Source organism: Novosphingobium indicum, from assembly GCF_014645195.1.
GTDB lineage: Bacteria > Pseudomonadota > Alphaproteobacteria > Sphingomonadales > Sphingomonadaceae > Novosphingobium > Novosphingobium indicum.
The window spans coordinates 1-2,530 of sequence record NZ_BMLK01000075.1; the positions used below are offsets into that span (position 1 = coordinate 1).

4 protein-coding genes are annotated in these 2,530 nt (G+C 51.5%); 2 read left to right on the forward strand and 2 right to left on the reverse strand.

Features of this window, described 5'->3' with window-relative positions:
• The first annotated feature begins 2 nt into the window (after positions 1-2).
• A complete protein-coding gene (locus IEX64_RS24065) occupies positions 3-947 on the forward strand; it encodes an IS1595 family transposase (protein ID WP_188823984.1) in 945 nt (314 codons plus the stop codon).
• Between the two features lie 89 nt (positions 948-1,036).
• On the opposite strand, the gene IEX64_RS24070 is transcribed toward IEX64_RS24065, so the two are convergent.
• Positions 1,037-1,900 carry a DUF3800 domain-containing protein gene (locus IEX64_RS24070; RefSeq protein ID WP_188823986.1) on the reverse strand — a complete coding sequence of 288 codons (864 nt, stop codon included), beginning with the start codon at positions 1,898-1,900 and terminating at the stop codon, positions 1,037-1,039.
• A gap of 10 nt (positions 1,901-1,910) precedes the next feature.
• On the opposite strand from IEX64_RS24070, the gene IEX64_RS24075 reads away from it, so the two are divergent.
• Positions 1,911-2,060 carry a hypothetical protein gene (locus IEX64_RS24075; protein ID WP_188823987.1) on the forward strand — a complete coding sequence of 50 codons (150 nt, stop codon included), beginning with the start codon at positions 1,911-1,913 and terminating at the stop codon, positions 2,058-2,060.
• Between the two features lie 52 nt (positions 2,061-2,112).
• Here the strand turns inward: IEX64_RS24075 and IEX64_RS24080 are convergent.
• On the reverse strand, positions 2,113-2,530 hold a 418-nt coding region (locus tag IEX64_RS24080; RefSeq protein ID WP_229710732.1), incomplete at its 5' end, for a hypothetical protein.

Here is a 2,530-nt window from a genome sequence, read left to right on the forward strand (position 1 = left end):
CAGTGTCCGTTCTTTCGAAGCCATATTTCCACGACGAAGAAGCCGCTTTCACCTATCTGGAAAGCATCGTCTGGGCCGATGGAACGGCTTGCCCTCACTGCGGCGGTCTGGATCGCATCACCAAGGTTAAGGCAAACCTTGAGAAGCGCATTCGTGTTGGCCTGTGGCGCTGCGGTGACTGCAAGAAGCAGTTCACCGTCAAGATCGGCACGGTGTTCGAACACATGCGCATTCCGCTGCACAAGGCATTGCAGGCCGTTTACCTGATGACCAGCAGCAAGAAGGGTATCAGCGCCCATCAACTGCACCGCGTCCTTGAGATCACCTACAAGAGCGCGTGGTTCCTGTGCCATCGCATCCGTGAAGCTATGCGTGACGGCAATCTTGCTCCGTTTGGTGGCAACGGCACTCCGGTTGAGGTCGATGAAACGTATTTTGGCCGCAAGGACGGTGTGCCCAAGAAGCATGGCTATCAGCACAAGCTAGGTGTGCTGGCATTGGTTGACCGTGAAAGCGGCACCATGCGCACCTTCACGTTCGACCGTTTCAGCGCCAAGGACATTCACCCGGTTGTACGTGCCAATGTCGCACGCGAAGCACGCCTTATGACCGATGAGGCGCGCGTTTATACCGTTCTTGGCCGTGAATATGCAGAGCATGGCACAACGAACCACAAGTCGAAGCAGTACGTCGATTTTGAGGATCGCACGATCCACACGAACACGGTTGAGGGCGCATTCTCGATCTTCAAACGCGGCATGAAGGGTGTTTACCAGCACTGCGGCGAACAGCACCTGCACCGCTATCTCGCTGAGTTCGAGTTCCGCTACAACAATCGCGAGAAGCTGGGCTGCAATGATCAGGATCGTGCTGGAAATGCGCTTCGCGGCATCGTTGGTAAGCGCCTCACGTACGGGGGGTCTGAAAAAGCGTTCGAAATGGCCTGATCTAACCCCTTGAATTTGACAATTTGGCGAAATTCTCTACTATATCTTGCGGCCCTGAGAGAGTTGAAGCCCAACGCTTGCGTCGGACCTTATGTAGGCTTTCTCGGGGCCGCCTTCTTCCCCAAGGCTCTGTCCATCTCGTAGTTTGTCGGCATGAACAGCCAATGGCGGTATGGGTGCGTCCATCTGTCGGACGGCCCATAATGGCAGGCGGTCCCGACACCAACGTTGAAGCCAGGGTAGATGCTCCGTATCTCTTTGTTGATGACCTTGTAGAGTTTTTCCTTGGCGCGGGTGCGCTTGCCACGCACCTTTTTGCCGGGTGGCTTGGCCGTTAGCTTCTCGTTCAATCGTGAACACATAGAGCCAAGTATCAGATCTAACCCTTGCAGGATCACGTGCTCCTTGGAGTCAACATCGCCGATACCTGACCTTGGAATATATAGTTTAGTGTGGCGAAAGCGGGCTGACGAAGGTATGCGACACAAGTAGTCCTTGAAGCGTTCAACCTTCTCTTTTGTATCAGGAATCTTGTCCGGCAAAATACTTACGAACACTTCTTGATCCGGCCCGAAATCTGCATAAAGCAAGCCAAAGGCGTGCTTTATGAACTGATAATACAGTAGAAAATACTGGTCGTCTCGATGGCGTTGCTCAAGATTTTGCGGAACACGCATGTTCTGCGTGAACATAACCCGCACCTTAAGCCGTGAAGCGGCAACAAAACTAAAGTATAGGCGGATAAATTCAGCGTACCGATCCCAATTGGATGCATCAACGTTCTGCCACTTTACTTCATGGTTTAATCCTAATCGCAGTTTTTCAATGTTTAATTCATCACTAATCTTTTTTTGGTCTGACGCGGCCAAAATCACGCCGCCAAAGAAGTTGGAGAAATAATCCCCTTTTTTGTCGGATTCATCCGCGTAAATTATGTAGTGCTTATCTGACACGGAGGTATCGATGGGCGATGAAGAACAAAAGAGTCAATCGGATAAGTTCAAAGAACTTGCCCGCGAACTCGAATCCGATGAGGACGAAGCACGCTGGGATGAGCGGCTCAAGAAGATCGCGAAAGCTAAGACAGAGGATAAAACATCCTCAAACCCTTGAGGTATCATTTTACCTCCGGTATTATGACACCTCTCATAGTGAGGTGTGAAAATTATGGCTTCACAGCGGACTTGCCCTGATCGAACTCAGCCACAAGCTTCTCGATCTGATCAGCAACGGCTCGAAGACTTGGAGCAAGCTGTCGAGCGGCTTGAGCTTCAACTTCAGAATATGGCGTCTCGCGTGCAAGGCCTACCATTGCTTCGGTCCAGTGGAAGATGTTCCTCATAACCTTGTCGGTATCTCCAAGCTGGGTTTCGCAAGTCAGCATGAACGTGGCCTTGAAGTATGCCGGAAAGCCGTCTGACCCAATCTCGTTATAAGTGACGTTGCCTTCCACTCGCGTTGAGGGCGGGACAGGATCGATCTTGCTAACGTACTGAACACTGCCAAACTCGAAATTTACCGATTGATTGGACATTACTGCCTCCGAATCGTGACTGATCCGGGCATGATCGTTCACTGCCTGT

Excerpts from the sequence above, each read along its gene's own strand:
- IEX64_RS24075 (WP_188823987.1), top strand. The coding sequence starts at position 1,911 with ATGGGCGATGAAGAACAAAAGAGTCAATCGGATAAGTTCAAAGAACTT.